The organism is Pectobacterium sp. S5 (assembly GCF_051707265.1).
Lineage (GTDB): Bacteria > Pseudomonadota > Gammaproteobacteria > Enterobacterales > Enterobacteriaceae > Pectobacterium > Pectobacterium polare.
The window spans coordinates 850,227-869,319 of the sequence record NZ_JAULSZ010000001.1; the positions used below are offsets into that span (position 1 = coordinate 850,227).

General features: G+C 47.0%; 17 protein-coding genes. 3 read left to right on the forward strand and 14 right to left on the reverse strand.

The annotated features are described in order from the left end of the window. Window positions 1-80: 80 nt before the first annotated feature. The 11 genes from adrA to QWJ20_RS03880 form a co-directional block, all read right to left on the reverse strand. Window positions 81-1,142, reverse strand: a complete 1,062-nt coding sequence (adrA, locus tag QWJ20_RS03830; RefSeq protein WP_433991907.1) for a diguanylate cyclase AdrA — start codon at window positions 1,140-1,142, stop codon at window positions 81-83. Window positions 1,143-1,374: 232 nt separating this feature from the next. Next, the gene (gene licT, locus QWJ20_RS03835; RefSeq protein WP_014914749.1) at window positions 1,375-2,211 is read right to left on the reverse strand and encodes a BglG family transcription antiterminator LicT; all 837 of its coding nucleotides are present in this window, start codon (window positions 2,209-2,211) and stop codon (window positions 1,375-1,377) included. 90 nt (window positions 2,212-2,301) lie between these two features. After that, window positions 2,302-3,729, reverse strand: coding sequence for a glycoside hydrolase family 1 protein (locus QWJ20_RS03840; RefSeq protein ID WP_039509309.1), 1,428 nt, complete (start codon window positions 3,727-3,729; stop codon window positions 2,302-2,304). Between the two features lie 343 nt (window positions 3,730-4,072). Continuing rightward, complete coding sequence (locus QWJ20_RS03845; protein WP_433991908.1) at window positions 4,073-5,701, reverse strand: S53 family peptidase; 1,629 nt, start codon at window positions 5,699-5,701, stop codon at window positions 4,073-4,075. Window positions 5,702-5,719: 18 nt separating this feature from the next. Continuing rightward, entirely contained in the window at window positions 5,720-6,277 is a 558-nt protein-coding gene (locus QWJ20_RS03850) for a chorismate mutase (protein WP_039287719.1), read from the reverse strand. 387 nt (window positions 6,278-6,664) lie between these two features. Then, window positions 6,665-8,806: a YjbH domain-containing protein gene (locus QWJ20_RS03855; protein WP_433991909.1), complete on the reverse strand. Its 2,142-nt coding sequence runs from the start codon at window positions 8,804-8,806 to the stop codon at window positions 6,665-6,667. Then, a complete protein-coding gene (locus tag QWJ20_RS03860; protein ID WP_349913427.1) occupies window positions 8,803-9,585 on the reverse strand; it encodes a capsule biosynthesis GfcC D2 domain-containing protein in 783 nt (260 codons plus the stop codon). Before QWJ20_RS03860 ends, QWJ20_RS03855 begins: the two co-directional genes overlap by 4 nt. A 9-nt stretch (window positions 9,586-9,594) precedes the next feature. Continuing rightward, on the reverse strand, window positions 9,595-10,272 hold the full coding sequence (locus QWJ20_RS03865) for a YjbF family lipoprotein (protein ID WP_433991910.1): 678 nt from the start codon (window positions 10,270-10,272) through the stop codon (window positions 9,595-9,597). 75 nt (window positions 10,273-10,347) lie between these two features. Then, window positions 10,348-10,626, reverse strand: a complete 279-nt coding sequence (locus tag QWJ20_RS03870) for a hypothetical protein (RefSeq protein WP_039550997.1) — start codon at window positions 10,624-10,626, stop codon at window positions 10,348-10,350. A gap of 431 nt (window positions 10,627-11,057) precedes the next feature. Beyond that, a complete protein-coding gene (gndA, locus tag QWJ20_RS03875; RefSeq protein ID WP_010281382.1) occupies window positions 11,058-12,464 on the reverse strand; it encodes an NADP-dependent phosphogluconate dehydrogenase in 1,407 nt (468 codons plus the stop codon). 230 nt (window positions 12,465-12,694) lie between these two features. Continuing rightward, window positions 12,695-13,591: a sugar phosphate nucleotidyltransferase gene (locus QWJ20_RS03880; protein WP_010296806.1), complete on the reverse strand. Its 897-nt coding sequence runs from the start codon at window positions 13,589-13,591 to the stop codon at window positions 12,695-12,697. A gap of 244 nt (window positions 13,592-13,835) precedes the next feature. Here QWJ20_RS03880 and rfbA point away from each other — a divergent pair, with 244 nt between their 5' ends. The 3 genes from rfbA to rfbD are packed head-to-tail and all read left to right on the forward strand — an operon-like array spanning window position 13,836 to window position 16,085. Beyond that, window positions 13,836-14,705, forward strand: coding sequence for a glucose-1-phosphate thymidylyltransferase RfbA (gene rfbA, locus QWJ20_RS03885; RefSeq protein ID WP_433991911.1), 870 nt, complete (start codon window positions 13,836-13,838; stop codon window positions 14,703-14,705). 1 nt (window position 14,706) lies between these two features. Further along, window positions 14,707-15,243 (forward strand): dTDP-4-dehydrorhamnose 3,5-epimerase, encoded by a 537-nt coding sequence (rfbC, locus tag QWJ20_RS03890; RefSeq protein WP_104211716.1) that lies wholly within the window; start codon window positions 14,707-14,709, stop codon window positions 15,241-15,243. Then, window positions 15,240-16,085, forward strand: coding sequence for a dTDP-4-dehydrorhamnose reductase (gene rfbD / locus QWJ20_RS03895; protein WP_433991912.1), 846 nt, complete (start codon window positions 15,240-15,242; stop codon window positions 16,083-16,085). The genes rfbC and rfbD overlap by 4 nt, the downstream gene beginning before the upstream one ends. Window positions 16,086-16,144: 59 nt before the next feature. Here rfbD and QWJ20_RS03900 read toward each other — a convergent pair whose 3' ends face one another. From QWJ20_RS03900 to QWJ20_RS03910, 3 genes are all read right to left on the reverse strand, one after another. Beyond that, a complete protein-coding gene (locus QWJ20_RS03900) occupies window positions 16,145-17,098 on the reverse strand; it encodes an NAD-dependent epimerase/dehydratase family protein (RefSeq protein ID WP_433992381.1) in 954 nt (317 codons plus the stop codon). A gap of 2 nt (window positions 17,099-17,100) precedes the next feature. Further along, on the reverse strand, window positions 17,101-18,207 hold the full coding sequence (locus QWJ20_RS03905; RefSeq protein WP_205532353.1) for a glycosyltransferase family 4 protein: 1,107 nt from the start codon (window positions 18,205-18,207) through the stop codon (window positions 17,101-17,103). A gap of 88 nt (window positions 18,208-18,295) precedes the next feature. Then, a complete protein-coding gene (locus tag QWJ20_RS03910; RefSeq protein ID WP_433991913.1) occupies window positions 18,296-19,072 on the reverse strand; it encodes a glycosyltransferase family 2 protein in 777 nt (258 codons plus the stop codon). Between the last annotated feature and the right edge of the window lie 21 nt (window positions 19,073-19,093).

Sequence of the window (19,093 nt, forward strand, 5' to 3'; positions counted from 1 at the left end):
AATCACCACCTCGATAGCGATAAGGGCTTATTGCTCATTATCAGACAGGATAAAAGAAATCAGGCTGTAGTTTGGTGTATTCAGGCAACTTCGGTTCGGCGACGGCCTTTGTTTTTTGCCCGATAAAGTGCTATATCGGCGGCCTTTAACCAGTCAACATATTGACTCATTTCCGGAGAAATCTCCGCAATGCCGACGCTGACAAACACCGCCAGCTGCGGGGTCTGGTTCAGGAACTTCAGCGACAAACTCTCCCGAATGCGGTTTACAGCATCTAACGCCTCTCCCGCACTGGTCTGCGGTAAAATAACGGCAAACTCATCTCCGCCGAATCGCCCAATGACATCCGTTTCCCGAAAGCCGGATGTCAGTTCACGCGCCAGCAGCAAGATCGCCTGATCGCCGACGTTATGCCCAAAGTTATCGTTAAAGGCTTTAAAATGGTCGATATCAAACAGGACTAACGTCGCCGTACGCTTATAACGCTGGCAAATATCATACTCATGCTTCAGCAGACGTTCCCAGTGGTGACGGTTATAGAGGCTGGTCATGCCGTCATGAATACTGACTTCCATCAGCATACGTTTGTGTTCCGCCAGTTTTAGCGCGGTGGCATAGGTCACGTAGCCCAGAGAAATCGGGTAGATCAGCAACATCGGCAGACAGGCATAAATCTGTATGGGTGTCGTATCCAGCGAAACAGGCACGGCAAACAGCACAAGAGTCAGCGCACAGCTCACACACAACAATACGATACCCTGCACAAACAGCTTTATCCCACCGCCAGCCGTACAGTTCATCCCAACCATCGCGACAATCAGGGTGCTGGGCAGAAGATTCACGCCCATAAATCCTATCCAGATGCCGCCAAATGCCACATCCAGCAATAGATTACGCTTCTCGCACCGCATAGGGTCGCGTGACCGCAGGGATAACAGGTAAGCAATGTGAGGCCAGATGAAGGTGTTAAGAAAGAGCAGCACCCACAGTAGCGTCGGGATAGGCCGGGTCATCAGGACCGAGGATATAAAGAGAGCGCAGAGGATCGTACCGACAATCCGTGGAATATAGACTCGCTGGGAAAAGCGTAGCCCTGAGCGACGTACATCTACCGTCAAAAACGTCGGCGGCGAGGCTGACATAACGACCCCCATGCGGTTCACGAACAAATAGCGAGAAAAAAGAACATTATGGCTGAAAGCCTGTCAGCAACAGTGAGCAATTTTTGAATTTATTTTGTTACATAACGAAACGAACTGATGTCGTAAGGGTTGGAGAGAGTAGCACGGATGTTAATGATAGCTGGTCTTACCCGTGACTTTCGCCCCATTCCGATTATTGCCGTAGGCGTATCCGTCATGATAGCCCATGTTATTAAGCTGGAGAGGGCTGCAATCGGTTAATGTGAATGGTTAAAAACATGATCTCATCGGTGGTGAGATGGCAGGCGTAATTTTTTTCCACATAGTCATACACCTTCATCGCACAGGCATAGGCCCGCGGCATCAATTCAGTAATCCCCTGATAGATAGAGTCATCACCGTGGTTCACCGTTTCTCGATTTAACAAACGCAGAGCAAAAAATTTCAGATGCGTCACCAAACGCTGATAATTGAGAGAGTGCTCGTCAAACGTGATGTGGAGATCGTATTTCAGAATGGTCAAAATATCTTTAATGATACCTGCACTTTGCATCGTGCTCTGCATGTCGCTGTTATTTGTCGCATTCGCCAAATGCAGCGCAATAAACCCCGCTTCATCTTCCGGCAAATCGATATCCAATCTCGCGCGAATCAGTTCCAGCGCCTCTAACCCAACGGCAAATTCACTGCGATAAAACTGGCGAATATCCCACAGCATCAGGTTCTTGATCGTCTGCCCTTTCTTATGGCGTTGAAGCGCAAAGTTGATGTGATCGCTTAAGGCCAGAAACAGCGTGTCCTGCACATCAAGTCGCAGCGTTTTTTGCGCCAGAGTAATGATCTGCTGCGTGACCGCCAGACAGTCAGGCGGAATGTCCGCCAGCAGTTGTGACAGCACATCCGCTATGCCGTCGCTTTTTTTCACGAACTGGCTTTCAATGCGCTGCGGGTCGATAGGATCACCCACTTTCTTGCCAAAGCCGACGCCTTTGCCAATCGCCACAATTTCCCGTTGGTCATCTGCCAGCACCAGAACGGCGTTATTGCTCAGTATTTTTTCAATGATCATCGCATCAGCCGTCCTGTCTGACGGGAAGGCACGCTGGCCTTCCCTACCGTTTAGCGCCTCAACGTGATATCGACGAGGCGTCTTTTTTCATTATTTAGCTTCTGGGCTATCCAGCCCATTGTTTTTAATCACATCAGCATACCAGTATGCGCTTTTTTTACGGATACGCCGCAGATCTTTCAGATCGAACTCTTCACGGTTAACGTAAATAAAGCCATAGCGCTTCGAGCATCCCTGATGGGTGGAAATGAGATCTAACGCCGACCATGGCGTATAGCCGAAGACATCCACACCGTCGGTGATCGCAAGCTGGATTTGCTCAATGTGGCGTTGCAGATAGTCGATACGATAATCATCGTGAATCTCACCGTTTTCATCCAGCGTATCAAACGCACCCAGCCCATTTTCCGTAATGATCAGCGGTAAATGGTAGCGATCGTGCAGCTCACGCAGCGTATTGCGGAAACCTATCGGATCGATCTCCCAGCCAAAGGCATTTTTCTGCAACCACGGATTACTTGCTCCGCGATGTACGCCTTCTTCACCTGATTTCAGGTGCTGGTCGCCGCCGCGCGCCGTTTCATCCTGCCCGTCATTTTTACTGGCTTCCACCGTTTGCGAGGTGTAGTAGTTAAAGGCGATGAAATCGGGCTTGGCCGATGCCAGAATATCCATATCGCCGGGCAGAATCTCCGGCGTATAGCCTTTTTCTTCCATATAGCGCCAGGCCGCAGTGTTGTAGCGCCCGTATACTGCCATATCCAGATACAGCCAGTTGCGGATCGCGTTATAGTTGAACGCCGCCATCACATCTTCAGGCTTCGGTGAGGCCGGATAAATCAACGCAATGTTGGGTGCCGGACCAATTTTCGCACCGGGCACTTTTGCATGCAGCGCATTCATCGCTTTTGCCTGCGCCACCAGCATGTTGTGGTTCTGCTGATAGAGATTCTGCTTCGGATTTTCCAGCGTAGGATCGAGCGTGCCCAATGCAGAACCGTGCAAAATCATCATGTTTTGTTCATTGATGGTCAGCCAGTACTTCACCTTGTCGCCGTATTCATCAAACAGCACGTTGGCAAAACGCTCAAACGCATCCACCGTTTCCCGGTTATACCAACCGCCTTTTTCCTGTAACGCCTGCGGCAGATCGAAATGGTACATCGTAACAATCGGCACAATACCGTAATGCAGCAATTCATCGATAAGATTGTGGTAAAACGCAATGCCCGCGGGGTTTACCTCGCCGCTACCATCGGGAATGATGCGGCTCCAGGCGATGGAAAAACGGTAGGTTTTAAAGCCGATATCAGCAAACAGTGCGACATCTTCCTTGTAACGGTGATAATGGTCGCTGGCGACTTTAAAATCCGTTGTGCCCTCAGGATAGGACGTTCTGGCATCAATCACCGACGGCCCTTTACCGTCTTCATTCCATGCCCCTTCAACCTGATAAGCCGATGTCGCCGCACCCCATAAAAACCCCTCAGGGAAACGTTTCAGATGACGGTATTTCACGGTTTTTCTCCTTTTCTCAACGAGATAATTTCTCAACAAGACAGTTTCTTAACAAGACAATTTATTAACAAGACAATGTCAGCGAGGCATCACTGATGTTATGGATAGCGCGCGATCGGGCTGGATTCAGGCAAAAAAAAACCTGATACGAACATGTCTGAATAACATGCGTCGTATCAGGTTTCGCTCGGGCCTTCGCCCGATCACGTCCTTCTTATCGGGTTATATCTGCTAACCGCCCCAGACTCAAACCGAGGTCGGGCGATCTGTGATGAATATCACCGATAATTTCCTCATCTGAGCAAGGTGTGTCCCCTTCGCCAGCCCTCTCAGGTCTGCAGACTCACCGCTCGTGCCCATCATCGCGGTCGTGCACGCCATTACCATTGAGCCTCACGAGACGTTTCAACAGCCTTAGCAGCTTTATTCCATCCGGCGACCCTAGGCCGGTGCAGGCGTCCCATCCTTCAGAGGCGACAAATGCCCCATTATTTCCCCGCACGATATCCTTGCAGCTATTACGATTACGGTACAACAAGGGAGGGATAAACAGCGATGCCGAGTGGGTCAACGCCAGCATACGCGCCAATAATCCCGCCCACAGCGGTGCGACAGCGCTGGTTCCCCCAACAACCCCTTCCCGTCCGTTAACTTCAACCAGATAGCCGGTTTCAGGATCGGCATTGCCACTGACGTCAGGTACGCCGCGGTGTTGCAAGGGATGATGGCCGCCATATTTGTCGACCAGCGACATCCCTAGCTGCCAACCGGGCAACGCAAAATGCTGGCTAACGCCACCGCCCGTCGCGCCGCCGTCTCGGCTATGCCAGGTGGTTTCTTCCATTGATTTTTGCAAGCGAGTGCCGCCACAGGCTAAAACGTAGGGGCTGGATGCCGGGAAATCGACGTGCAAACCATGGGGTTCACCATCCTGTGATCCATGATCCCCAGACGCCACACACACCGTAATCCCCAGCGCCGCGGCGGTCTGAAAGGCCTGGTTGTACACCTGTAATGATTGCGCGGTCCATTCTGACTCGCTGGCTCCCCAGCTAATCGAAATCACCGACGGTGCATTTTTCTCATCATAAATCGCCGCGTTAATCGCCTCTAAAAACCCGGCATCGGTATTCGGCGCAAAATACACCACCACTTTAGCGGCAGGTGCCAGCGTACCCGCGATCTCGATATCCATCTGCACTTCGATATCAATTGGGTTCACTTCTTTGTCGTCATCTGACGAAGCAAGGGCATTCTTAGCACCACCCACACAAACATCGACGATCTGCGGCGGATTGACGCCCATTCGCTTAAAATAGCGCTCCAACTGCGGTAAGCGATACCCGCCCCCCAGTTCAATAATGCCGATGCACTGCCCCGCACCGTCATGTTCTGGGAAGTGATATTGCTCCGCCAACTCAAGCGGTGTATAGCCCGACAGACGCTTTGCCGTAGCAGAGAACGCGTCATTCATGCGCAGGTAACAGTTCGACGCCAGACGCTCATCAAGGCCTAATACGGCGATAACCACGCCCTGTAGGTATCCCGGCAGATAAATTCCTCCCGCTCTGCCACGAAATGCCCCGTGTTTGTGGTCATACCGGGCTAAGCTCACGCGAAACGCCTGCTCCATTTGCTCCACCGTCCCCGTCAAGAAGACGGTACGGCTGGCCGCATGTTCACGCTCGACAGATAGCTTATAATGCCGCGCAAACGCACGGACATGCTCTATATCGGCCTCATCTGCGCTGAATTTTCTGGCGTAGCTGGCTCTCGATAGCGGCTTATTGGCGCTGATACCGCCAAATTGTGGATCGATGCTATCGTGCAGTTCGGCGTAATACTCATCATCTGGCGTCGTAAAACGCAACACCAGCATGACTCTAACGTTTTCATTAACATCGCAGCGTTCGCGGTACACAGCGTCAGCGATATTTCCGCGTTCACTCCCTTTCAATAATTGGTAAGTCATCGTCTTCTCTCCACTCAGCTATTTGCCGTCTGGTTCAATTTGACTCAATGCCGCATAAATCTGGCGCTTGTCGTTCTGTGACAGATGCTCAACATTAATAGAAGAAAGAAATGTAGCCTCTTGCTGGGGCGCAAAACGCCCGCCATTCGCAAGATAACGTTTAATACTCACCAAGAGCTGGTCATCAATCGTGAGTAGCGTGGGTCTAATGGTGTCGTTCAGCGAAAGCGGCGTCCAGTCGCTCTCTGGTGTCGCAAGCCAGTCAGCCATGTAACGATACTGAATTGCTTTGCTGGCATTCATTAATGAAGTCACGAACAGCTGGGTACTCTGAGGGGATAAACCAACGGCAGCGGATTGCTCCCGCGCCTTGCTCAAAATACGTTCCTCTTGTTTTAGATCCTCAACGGGCAGGTGTTGACGAGCCTTATACCCCGCAACATCTTTCATCAACACCATCCGCTCCTGAATCAGTTGATAGATACCAAGAGGATTATCCTGCGCTGTGGCATAGAGAGGAACAGACCAAACAGCGCTCATCATTAACGAGATAACAGCGGAAATAGGCAAATTCATCGGGTTGCACTCTCCTGTTAGCACTACCATGAAGATCTATGGCTATGTTTTATTTCGCCATTGCGGCAGGAGATAATAGGTTTCGCTATATGAATCTTCCATGACGAAACTATTTCAATCATTACCCTCAGGACACACTTCGTCTTAACAATGCCCCAGCTCGTCACGACGAACGTGGTTAACTCATTAAATTATCATCAATTTATGGCTAAAGACTCAGAAGCATCATCCTCAGTACGACATGATTAAGATACAAACGATAACCAAATGAAATAGTTCATTTTAGTTATCAAACAACTTTGCTCTGCAAAGCCAACACGCACAAAAAAGCCCGTCGTGGCACTTGACCATGACGGGCTTGATTAAGCCTAAACGGATCGGGATCGATTAATGATCGGTGAGACCATACAGCGAGCTACGGCGCTGTAGCATTTGACCACCGTCACGCGTCAGCGGTACCCAACCGACGGCCCCACGTTTCACCGTCGGTTCAGTGAACAGCAGATCAAACGGTATGGAGACGTAGAAGCCTTTGGTGAAACTTCCTTCACCATATTCAGCGGCGCTGACGTTGGTTTTGGTCGCAAAGGCACCCGCAACAATTCCGCTGTCAAAGCGGCGAGACAGATCGAGGGTGACCCCTTTGTCCCCTGCCAGATAACGACCCACACTCACTTTCGCCACCGCACCTTCCACAAACGGCAGTTCCCAGTACGCGGTCAGATGGCCTGTTACCACATCGTAATCAGCCATTCTCATGATGTCGTTCCAGTCACGCTGTTTGACGTAGTTAACATCCATCCCCAGCGCCCAGCTTTTACCAAACGGCCGATACAGCACCTCAGACCCGACACCCGCGTACATCATTTCCAGATAGCCGCCGTAGACCTGGGTATACCAGTCCTGAGCGGGATTATCCCTACGAGTTAATTGCAGATTGGTCAGCAGCAGATCCGAAGAAGTGACGTATTCACGCACCCAGGTTCTGACGCGTGGCAGCGCTGCGCCATCCGCTGGAGGCGTTTTGTAATTGAACTTGTCGTAGTTATCCAACAGGTTCAGCGTCGCGGTTCCCCCTACGCTCCAGTGATCGCTGATCCGATAGTCAACGTTACCTTTCAAGGCGACCTGATACATGTAGAAGGATTCAGGTCCACCGAAAGACTGCGTCAGCGTCGGATCTAATGAATACGTCAGGCGATCGGGTTGCGCAAGCAACACCTGCTGACCACGAACATCGGATACCGGCTCTTTACGATGCGTTTCAGGTTCTGGTTGACCAAGCGGAACAGCGGCCTGCTTAACCTGATGGAAAGCTTTGGCATCCACTTCCGTGCTGGCAATCGGTAAGCGCTGGCTGCGCTGAACAATGTGATATTCATCAATACCGTTCGGTACATGGTTTGCCAATACCGTCGCCGCGCGCTGTGTTGCCTGATCGCTGTCGCGATACTTGGTTTGATCGGCAACAATGGTGACCTGTTTTTGGTCCGCGTAGATATCGGCATCCTTAAAGCCGGCCTTATCATTCAGCTCTTTCGAAACGAGCTGCCAGTTTGTGCCTTTGCCATCCTGCACCGGCGCATAGACGGGTGGTGCATCGTCTAAATAGTTCGGCTTCAGATCGTTGAAATTAGTGCGCAGGGTAAAGCCCCACATCAGGGTATTACCGCGCTGCCACGACAAGGTGGTATCTAACACATCGCCGACGCGATAAACCGCACCGATGTTGAAAGGAGAATCATGTTTGAGCTGCTGTGACCGAGCAGTAGCCGAAGTACGCTCTGCACTGTAATCGTTACCGTCATATTCCAGTTTTAAGCGCAGAGGATCCCAGGGGGTCTGGTACTCAATACCACCAAACAGTGCAGCCGGTCCATGGAAGAAATTACCAACCTCAAACTCTCCACCGGTACCTGAAAAGCCTTCACTACGCTGGCAGAAACTCGCTTTCAACGAGCAGGCGGGGTTTTTAATATTGCCGCTCTGGGCCATATTGCCCCACCCCATACCCAGCGTAAAATCAAATGGCCCCATACGCTTACTCGCCACCAGATATTCGCTATCAAACAGGCCTGTACCAGCAATGTCACGCAATCCTACAGAAACATCCGGCATCCAGTAGCTTTCCTGCCACAAGCGGGCTTTGACATCGAATGACTTATCTTTATAGGTTTGGCTACCGCTGAAAGAGGGATCATTACTATAAGGGCGAGTACGGATGTCGGTATAACGCACCGTGGTTTCCAGCCAGTCAAAGAGCTGGAGCGAGATGGAGTAGCGTCGGTATTCTTCGTTATCACGGTAATTAAGGCTAAACTCGCCCGTTTCCGCCATACGCGCCGTAGGCATCTGTAACAGACCAGTGCCGCCGAAATCAGACTGCGATACCCCCGCAGGCTGAAAGCGCAGATTCGGGTTCGTCGCAGTACGGGAGCTTTCTGTTTCAGCCGCCATCGCCTGTGCACTCAAGATGCTGCCAATCGCCAACGACAGACAGCCTAGTTTAATGTTTCTGTTTTTTGTCATTCGAGTGGGATCCGGTTAGCCAGGTAGTCAGCAAGCTGCTCGTTGAGTGATGACATCTCTTGGGGTAAGACCGCAGGGTTAAAACCGATAAAGAGCGTTTCACCCGCGGCGGGCTCAATATGCTGACGATTCCACAGTGCCAGCGGGACTTTGCGCCACTTGCCATTTCCCGCGATCAGATAACCATAGCTGTTATCCGCCCCCGCAAGGAGTCGCCGTCCAGAGAGATAATTTTCGACCGACCATCCGGCACGCAGCGCCACTTTCCCCGAGGTCTCCAGTTCACCCACGTCAGCGGAGGTATTCACCAGACCGATCAGGGACAGCTTGTCATCATGAGGTGCCACATACAGTGCATATTCCCCCACCAGAGGGCGATTATTTTCTATATAGACACGCACGCGGTCAGGATCCAGATCGGTATGGATACGTCCAGCCACATTAATCGGACTAATGGTCTTTCTCAGCAGCCAAGCGGAGATCGCCAGATCGCCATCGCCTGAATTGCGCCAGCGCGTTTCCAATTCAGCAAGCTTTTGCAGTAAGACATCGCCCTGTACACGAACTTTCTGCGTTGTCGCAAAATCAGAAATAAGCGCGGTTCGCCAGTTGATGTTCTGTGGCCAGGGAACCTGTTCATAAAATTTTTCAAGACGTGTACCGTCATCCTGTTTCACGACGGCGATCGTCTCTTGAGGCGATTTCACCGTCAGTTGCGCAGACGTCGCAACGCCGGAAACCAGCAGCAACAAGGTAGCGATACGATTGAGTGCCAACATTGCAGCCCCTTATTGTGCGTAGGGTTTTAATACGGTGAATGTAACCAATGCCATACCCGGCCCCATATACTGCTGACTTTGAACCACACTTCCGTTAGCCGGATCAAGCCAGTAACTATTGGTGTAAGATTCATTCAAAGCGGGAACAGTCACCTGTTCATCAAAGCGCAGCAGCTCACGTGAGATATCCAGAATTTTTACGGTTTCTTTGCCACGAGCCTGAAAAACGGACCGGGTATCGTAACCACCGCGGAAGACCTTAGCCCATTCAACCCGGCTTTGCCATGCCATTGGCGTTGATGTCTTCAATAGACCTAACGTCAGGGGATCCTGTTGCAGGTTATCCACATAGGTAATGTCTTCGCCGAAGCCCTGCGTTTTCACCAGGCGACCATGTTGGGTCGATACCATATTTTTATCGGCCCCGATCCATTTCAGTTGGTTCTGTTCGGCAAAAGCGAGCACGACAAACGCTTGCGGTGCCTTACCCACTTTCAGATAAGCTGATGCATAGGGCGTATTGGCAACCTGTTTGGCCGTCACATGAGTATCACCCTGCCCGAAAAATGCCAGTTTAAACGTTTTCCCCACCTGCTCCATATTTTGGGAGCAACCGGTTAATAAAATTGAGAAAAGGGGGATAGCAATCAGCGCTTTCATTTCTGCTATTCGCTTTATTCTTGTCATACGATGAAGTTCTCGTTGAACAGCGTAGCCCGGAAAAAGAAAGGCCACCGAAGTGGCCTTGGGATTAGCGAGACATCAGGTCCCTGTGGTCGTTGTCGCAGTATTGCTATCGTCATTGCTGGCAACAGCAACAGCCACACCAACAGCGACAGCGGCAGCAACACCCACTGCAATCAGTGCAGTGGTACCCGCAGCAGCACCGGCACCAGCAGCACCAGCAGCAACACCAACGCTTGCGCTGGTCGTCGTGGTGGTCGTGGTACCCGCAGCCGTTGCGCTGGAGACGCCATCAACAGCAAACGCGTTTGACGACATGGCCAGAACTGCGGCCAGCGTGATTAACGTTTTCTTCATTACGATTTCCTTTTTAACATGAAGTACTTCAGGGTGGGGTACCGTCGAAAAGACCATACCCCGTCCTTCATTCCAGCCAGCACAACGGCAAAACTATCTATTTTTGCGTCGTTACCGACCGTTACTGGGATCCTCCCAGTAATGAGTTACAGTTCAATGGCTATCAAACCACCTCTGATAAGCAACACCAGAAAGCAAAACTACAACTCGATTTTTGCAACACTGTTAAAAATAGCAAGATCCCGATGTAATAAACAGCAATGATCTCGGTAAAAAAGCAGATTTCTTTAATGAAATTTACAGTATTGCAGAAAAAAAGTCATAGATATCTTAACGATATCAATCCACTGATTCAGCAATATAAAAAACGCCAGATATTTCCTAATCTGGCGTTTTATTAACAAACAGCACTATCTAAGCATAAGAAACGATTATTCCAGCCATTCGGTATGGAATACGCCTTCTTTATCTGTACGCTTATAAGTATGTGCACCGAAATAGTCACGCTGAGCCTGAATCAGGTTAGCAGGCAATACGGCTGAACGGTAGCTGTCGTAATAAGCAATGGCCGCGGAGAAGGTTGGCGTCGGGATACCTTGCTGAACAGCGTAAGAGACAACGTCGCGCAGAGCTTGCTGGTATTCGTCAGCCACTTTCTTGAAGTAAGGCGCCAGCAGCAAGTTAGCGATATCTGCTTTCTGCTCATACGCATCGGTGATTTTCTGCAGGAACTGTGCACGGATGATGCAGCCAGCGCGGAAAATCTTGGCGATTTCACCGTAGTTCAGATCCCAGTTGTTCTCGTCTGATGCCGCTTTCAGCTGTGAGAAGCCCTGAGCATAAGAAACGATTTTCCCCAGATACAGTGCACGGCGCACTTTCTCAACAAACTCGGCTTTGTCACCACCGAATGGCTGAGCCGTCGGGCCAGTCAGCACTTTAGAAGCAGCAACACGCTGATCTTTCAGTGAAGACAGGTAACGGGCAAAAACGGACTCCGTGATCAGAGACAGCGGCTCACCCAGATCCAGAGAGCTTTGGCTGGTCCATTTACCCGTGCCTTTGTTAGCGGCTTCATCCAGAATCACGTCAACCAGGTATTTGCCTTCTTCATCTTTTTTCTTGAAGATATCGGCAGTGATTTCAATCAGGTAACTACTTAACTCGCCTTTGTTCCACTCAGAGAACGTCGTAGCAAGCTCGTCGTTGTTCAGATTCAGTGCCTGCTTGAGCAATGCATAGGCTTCAGCAATCAGCTGCATGTCGCCGTATTCAATGCCGTTATGCACCATCTTGACATAGTGGCCTGCGCCATCAGCACCAATGTAGGTCACACAGGCTTCACCATCAGCACGTGCGGCAATCTGTTCCAGAATCGGAGCAACCAGTTCATACGCTTCTTTCTGGCCACCCGGCATGATGGAAGGCCCTTTCAGCGCGCCCTCTTCCCCACCAGATACGCCTGTACCGATGAAGTTAAACCCTTCAGCGGACAGTTCGCGGTTACGGCGAATCGTATCTTTATAGAAGGTGTTACCGCCATCGATCAGAATATCGCCCTTTTCCAGGTAAGGTTTCAGCGATTCAATCGTTTTATCGGTTGCTTCACCGGCCTTCACCATCAGCAGAATACGGCGGGGTTTTTCCAGGGATTCGACAAACTCTTCAACGGTGTAAGAAGGCACCAGTTTTTTACCCGGATTTTCCGCGATAACTTCATCGGTTTTATCGGAAGAACGGTTAAAGATGGAAACGCTATAGCCACGGCTCTCAATGTTCAGCGCCAGATTGCGCCCCATCACCGCCATACCAACAACGCCAATTTGCTGTTTGGACATTAAAGCAACTCCTGTCTGAAGGATAACCTGCCTGCAACGGCGACAACGCCTCGCATTGCGACCTCGCAAGCAATTTAAAAACAGGCCGACATGGTAACTCAGCTTTGCGTGAGTGGGTAGTGATTGGTTTGATAGCGGAAGCTCACCCAATCGGAACGTATGGCGGGAAAAAGAAAAAACCGCAGAACGATTCAACGATCTGCGGTTTTACAGCGAGTTATCACGCAATATTACTTTTTCAGCAGCGCCTTAATACTTTCTTTAAATTCGGCACCAAACTCAGGATTGCGCAATCCATAGGACACAAATGCCTGCGCATAACCCAATTTACGGCCGCAGTTAAAGTTCTTGCCTGACATTTGCACAGCATCAACCTGCTGAGTCGCAATCATATCGGCAATGACATCCGTTAACTGAATACGTCCCCAGGCGCCGGGGAGCGCTTTTTCCAGCAGTGGCCAGGCATCAGCAGTTAATACATAACGCCCGACCGCAGAAAGATCAGACCCCGTTTCAGAGGGTGCCTCAGGCTTTTCAATCATAGACGTAATCGCTGCAGCATCGCCTGGGTTCACCAGCGGTTTATCACAATCGACGACAGAATACTCAGGCAACACCTCATAAGGACGATGCTTCACCAGCACCTGACTACGCCCTGTTTCTTCAAAGCGAGAAATCAGCAGCGCCAGGTTTTCCTTCGTCTGATCGGCCGTGCTTTCATCCAGCACCACATCGGGCAACACCACCACAAATGGACTATCGCCAATGATTGGGCGAGCACAGGAGACCGCATGCCCTAACCCCAGCGTTTCTCCCTGACGAACGTTCATGATCGTCACGCCTTTCGGGCAGATGGACTGTACTTCAGCCAGCAGTTGACGTTTGGCGCGTTCTTCCAGCAGAGATTCAAGCTCAAACGAGGTATCGAAGTGGTTTTCAATTGCGTTTTTCGACGCATGCGTCACCAGAACAATTTCTTTAATCCCCGCCCTCACACACTCGTTGACGATTTTCTCAATCACCGGGCGGTCAACCAACGGCAACATTTCCTTAGGAATGGCCTTGGTCACTGGTAACAAATTCATCCCTAAACCTGCTACAGGGATAATAGCTTTCAATGATGTCATGGATTGACTCTCTTCAATCTGATGGTTTTTATCTGGAGAACGATTGTGTTTTATCGAACACTTTTCACTTAGCAGCGTAATCCCACAACGCCATGCATGACACTAAGATTACACCCAATCTGTGACAAAGCGATCTCAGCTATCTGACTTTTTCTGATACGTCAGACAATTCTGGTGAGGTAGAGTGATATACTAGAACCACTATTTAAAGATAATTTTTAACGAAATAAAGGCGGAGTTATTGATGAAAGGGATCGTGCTTGCAGGGGGAAGTGGTACTCGGCTATATCCGATTACTCGCGGCGTTTCTAAGCAGCTACTGCCGATTTACGATAAACCCATGGTTTATTATCCGATTTCCGTTCTTATGCTCGCCGGTATTTGTGACATCTTGATTATCACCACACCTGAAGATATGCCAGCATTTCAGCGCCTCTTGGGTGATGGTAGTCGTTTTGGTATCAAGCTTAGCTACGCGATTCAACCCAGCCCTGATGGACTTGCCCAAGCTTTTATCATCGGTGAAGAATTTATCAATGGGGAACGCTGTGCGCTGGTACTCGGTGATAATATTTATTTCGGCCAGAGCTTTGGTAAGAAACTTGAATCCGTAGCGGCAAAAGAAGAAGGCGCAACGATCTTCGGCTATCAGGTCACCGATGCCGAACGTTTTGGCGTTGTCGAGTTTGATCAGGATTTCAGAGCGCTGTCGATAGAAGAAAAGCCGGTAAAACCGAAATCGAACTGGGCTGTCACTGGGCTCTATTTCTACGATAAGAATATTGTAGAAATGGCGAAGCAGGTCAAACCGTCACACCGCGGCGAGTTAGAAATCACCACGCTTAATCAGATGTATCTAGAGCAAGGCAATCTAAACGTTGAACTATTAGGACGTGGTTTCGCTTGGTTGGATACAGGCACGCATGACAGCCTGATTGAAGCGTCACAATTTATCCATACCATCGAGAAGCGCCAGGGGTTTAAGGTCGCCTGCCTTGAGGAAATCGCCTTTAAAAAAGGCTGGATAACAGCCCAGCAAGTTGCCGAGGAAGCCGCTGTCATGGCGAAGACTCCTTACGGACTTTATCTCTCACGATTGATTGCAGAAAGATAAGATGCAGATTACCGATTCAAAAATTCATGGGGCAAAAATCATTCAGCCCAAAGTATTTGGCGACGCTCGTGGTTTTTTTCTGGAGACCTTCGAGAAAAAGCGTTATCAGCAGATGCTGAATATTGATGTAGACTTTGTCCAGGATAATCATTCTCGGTCAAGTAAAGGTGTTTTACGTGGCCTGCATTTTCAGAAAGCCAAACCACAAGGGAAGCTGGTACATGTGGTTCGCGGAGAGGTATTTGATGTCGCCGTGGATATTCGTCCGGGCTCCCCAACATACGGAGTATGGGAAGGCGTTATCCTTTCGGAAGAAAACAAAACCCAATTTTGGTTACCACCAGGGCTAGCACACGGCTTTGCAGTGCTTTCTGACATCGCTGATTTTGAATATAAATGCACGGATTATTATGATCCCAGCGATGAGGGCTGCTTGTTGTGGAACGATCCTGAGGTGGGTATTGAATGGCCAATATCAGCCCCGCTGTTATCCGAGAAAGATAAGTTAGGTAAACTATTCAAGGATCTAGCAAAATGAAAATATTACTGACAGGTGCGAATGGGCAATTGGGTCGCTGTTTTCAGGATCGTTTACCTGCAGAATGGGAGATTTTGGCAACCGATTCTAATGAACTGGATATCACAGATTTAGAACGTGTTGCAGAGGTAGTAAAAAGTTTTCAACCAGATGCTATCGTTAATGCCGCGGCCTACACAACCGTGGATAAAGCAGAATCAGAGCCTGAGATTGCAAAAAGCATCAACGTGCACGGCCCCCAGAACCTAGCAATTGTAGCGACTAAATACAATGTGCGGCTCGTTCATGTCTCTACAGACTACGTCTTTGATGGTAGTGCAACAGAACCTTACAACGAAGATAGTGCAACAAATCCGCTAAGCGTTTACGGCAACACCAAGCTGGCAGGTGAACAGGCGGTAACAAAAATCTCCCCCGAAGCAATTATTGTGCGCACCGCATGGGTCTTTAGCGAATACGGCAATAATTTCGTTAAGACAATGCTCCGGTTAGCTAAAGAACGAGACTCGTTGAGTATAGTTAACGACCAGCGCGGCTGCCCAACCTATGCAGGAGATTTAGCACAGGCGATTATTTCTCTGCTTGAAAAAAATGTAGACGGTGGGGTTTATCACTACTGTGGAGATAAGGAAGTAAGTTGGTATGAATTTGCTGAGGGGATTTTTAAGGTTGCCAGTAAAAAAAATGCCATTTCTTGTATACCAACCTTAGCGGCAATAAGCGGCGAGGAATACCCTACGCCAGCGAAGCGACCAAAGTATTCGGTATTGAGCTGTTTGAAAATCAACAGCCTTAATATTCACCAATCAAACTGGTTAAAAAGAATCAACGATATGATTTAAAAACGGCCTGCCTTCGTAATCAAGGCAGGTTTACAGTATAACAATCCAGCTCAGTCAAATCAGTTCGAAAATTCGTTTCGAACTGTTCTTGCAATCCCTTCAGACAAAGGAACTGGCGCAACAAAATCAAAATCATCAATAAAATTAGACTTAAATTGGGTTCTTGCACAAAATTTCTTGATGCGAATACTACTAACAGGAAATTCTTTACCTGTAATTTTACTTAATACATCAAAACAGTAACCACCGAGCAAACCAAAAGAATATGGGACTCTAATATTACTTTCTTTTTTTCCTAAGGCTTTAGTTATTATCCCCGTTAACTCATTCATAGTAAAATCAGGCTTATCAATATAATTAAATACATATTTCCCATCAGATAAACTGGTGACGTAATGAATGAATGCGGCAATATTTTCGACGTATGCCATTGATTTTTGGTTATTACCTGAACCAATCATCAAGAATTTACCAGATGCAATCTGCCGAAATAAGTTATATACATTACCGCGATTGTTTTCACCAAAAACAACGGTTGGCCTTATCGTCACTAATTTTTTATCTGAACTTTCAGCAAACCATGCATCATACACATATTCAGCTTCTAGCTTTGATTTTCCATAGTCATTAAACGGATGATATTCACCATCTTCTCCAGTTTCTTTTTCTACAAAACCATATACAGCAACTGAAGAAGTAAAAATAATATTTTTGATAGAATTTATTTTTGCAGCTTCACAAATATTTTTAGCGCCTGTGACATTTACATCATAATACAGACTTATAGGGTTCACATTATCCTTATGTTCAGCGGCAAGATTAATAATCGTATGAACATTGTTTAACACAGGGATAAGCGTATCAAGATTAGTAACGTCAGCATACTCCCACTTATCGGGAAAACTCTCAGATTTGTTTTTATCGACTATTTTAAATTCAATATTTTTTTCTGTAAAAAACCGTGAAAGTACAGTCCCAATAAATCCAGAACCGCCAATAATTGCAATATTCATCATTACGCCTTAATTACATTTTGATAAACGGAAATTGTTTTTTTATACATAGCGTCGAAAACAAAATTTTTCTCAAACACTTCACGCCCATGCTTCCCCATATCCTCTCTTATTCCTGCATTATCAAGTAACATACAAATTTTTTGGGCAACATCCTCCGTATCGCCTTTTCTCACCAAAAAACCACTTTTACCGTCTGCTACACACTCCTTAACACCACCAACATCAGAAGCTATAGTAGGTAACCCAGAACGCATGGCTTCTAGCAGGCTTAACGGAAGACCTTCCCAATTGGAGATTAGAATAAAAATATCACTTTTCGACAAAAATTCTACAATGTCCCTTCTTTCACCTAAAAATGAAACTTTATCACGCAGACCGTAAGCATCAACCATTTTTTTCATATCTTCGCACAACGGACCCGTGCCCAATAAATCCACATGGTAATCATTTCTATTTATTTTCTTCAGGGCATTAAATAGGGTAATGTGATCTTTCTGATTCGAGAATCTAGCAATTGAAACAAGCCTTATTACATCATTTTTATTAACACAAGAGGAATTATTTTCACATTTTAAATCGGGAATCCCATTATGTATAACTACTTGTTTATCCTCACTCGCAACTTTATACTTTAATGCAAGGGTCTTATCCTGATTCGAAACAGTAATTATTTTATTAGCAAGTCGGGAAAATATTTTCTCTATAATTATATATTTTCTTTTATCTTTTTCATTTACCCCATCAGCAAAAGCCCAACCATGGGCGGTAAATACAACAGGAATTTTAGTCCATAAAAGTGCAAGCCTGCCAACAATGCCGGCTTTAGAAGAATGTAATGCAACCAAATCGGGCTTTATTTTTTTTATCAATCGTCTTAATTCAATAACACATAAAATATCTTTTGCAGGAGATATCTCCCTGACTAAATTTTTAACAATATGGACTTTAGCATTAATATTTAAAAGCTCATCAACTAATATTCCATTCTCGCCAACGATCACCTCAACAGAATGACCATCCTTGATTAATCTTTCAGATAGGTCTTTAACATGAACTTGTGCCCCACCGATTTCAGAAGCCTTGGTTATAATATACACCACCTTCATCTTTCCACCTCAAAAAAATATCAATAGAAATCTCATAATTAAATATTGGGCTCTAAATAAGAATAAATTGACATAACTTAAGAAAACATTAAAAAAGCTTAGATAAATATACTTTAACTACTCTTCGAATAAATTTTAAAAAAGAAAATAAAACAAAAAACACCGTCAAAAAAAAGTTTTTCTTACTTACATTTTTAATGATGGCTTTTATTTCACCCTTTTCCATCTTTATTAAATTAGCACTTAAACCTGAGTATCCATAACTTGGCTTACCTAACATAATCAGAGGCTGAACGACATATCCAATTACTTTATTATCAATAGAAAATCGCAACCACAAATCATAATCCTCAGCGTATTTCATTGATTCATCAAAAATATAACCATTCTTTTTAATTATAACCGAAGGAGTAGGTAAAGAATTTTTCATTAACAACTGTGTTAAATTTAATAAATTCAATTGGTATTCATTCTCATGGTTAAATGGCATATCTCCATCAATCAAGAATGATGAACCAACACAATCCATGTTATATTGCAATATAAATTTCATCTGAACTTCTGTTTTATTAGGCAACCAAAAATCATCAGCATCTAAAAAAGCAATATAGTCACCTGTCGCAGCCATTATACCGGTATTACGAGATAATGAAGGACCAGAATTAACATTATTACATAATACTTTTACTGACAGTTCAGTTTTTTTTATAAAATTTAAAATAACATCATAAGTTTTATCAGAAGAACAGTCATCCACTACGATTATTTCGTGAATCGGATATGTTTGTTCTTTAACAGAGTTAAGAGCCCTTTCTATAGTATCTTCCGAGTTATAACAAGGTATTACAACACTTACTTTTTCCATTTTTTAACGTCCTTCATGGCA